The sequence below is a fragment of the Pantoea sp. SIMBA_079 genome, assembly GCF_046940275.1.
Lineage (GTDB): Bacteria > Pseudomonadota > Gammaproteobacteria > Enterobacterales > Enterobacteriaceae > Pantoea > Pantoea borealis.
The window spans coordinates 1-243 of sequence record NZ_JAWRYR010000807.1; the positions used below are offsets into that span (position 1 = coordinate 1).

Below are 243 nucleotides of genomic sequence, written 5' to 3' on the forward strand. Positions count from 1 at the left end.
GGCCCCATCGCCGCGATCTACCAGGCGCGCAACTGGAAGTACCTCGAAGCGCGCGGCCTGATGCCCAGGTCCGACCGCAAGGTATGGTGCTTCATGGGCGACGGCGAGACCGACGAGCCCGAAAGCCTCGGCGCGATCTCGGTCGCCGGCCGCGAAGGCCTCGACAACCTGGTCTTCGTCATCAACTGCAACCTGCAGCGCCTCGACGGCCCGGTGCGCGGCAACGGCAAGATCATCCAGGAG

At 67.5% G+C, this 243-nt stretch carries 1 pseudogene; it reads left to right on the forward strand.

The features are described 5' to 3' along the window. Nucleotides 1-243 (forward strand): annotated as a pseudogene (gene aceE / locus SB719_RS22180) (pyruvate dehydrogenase (acetyl-transferring), homodimeric type); the annotation flags it as partial.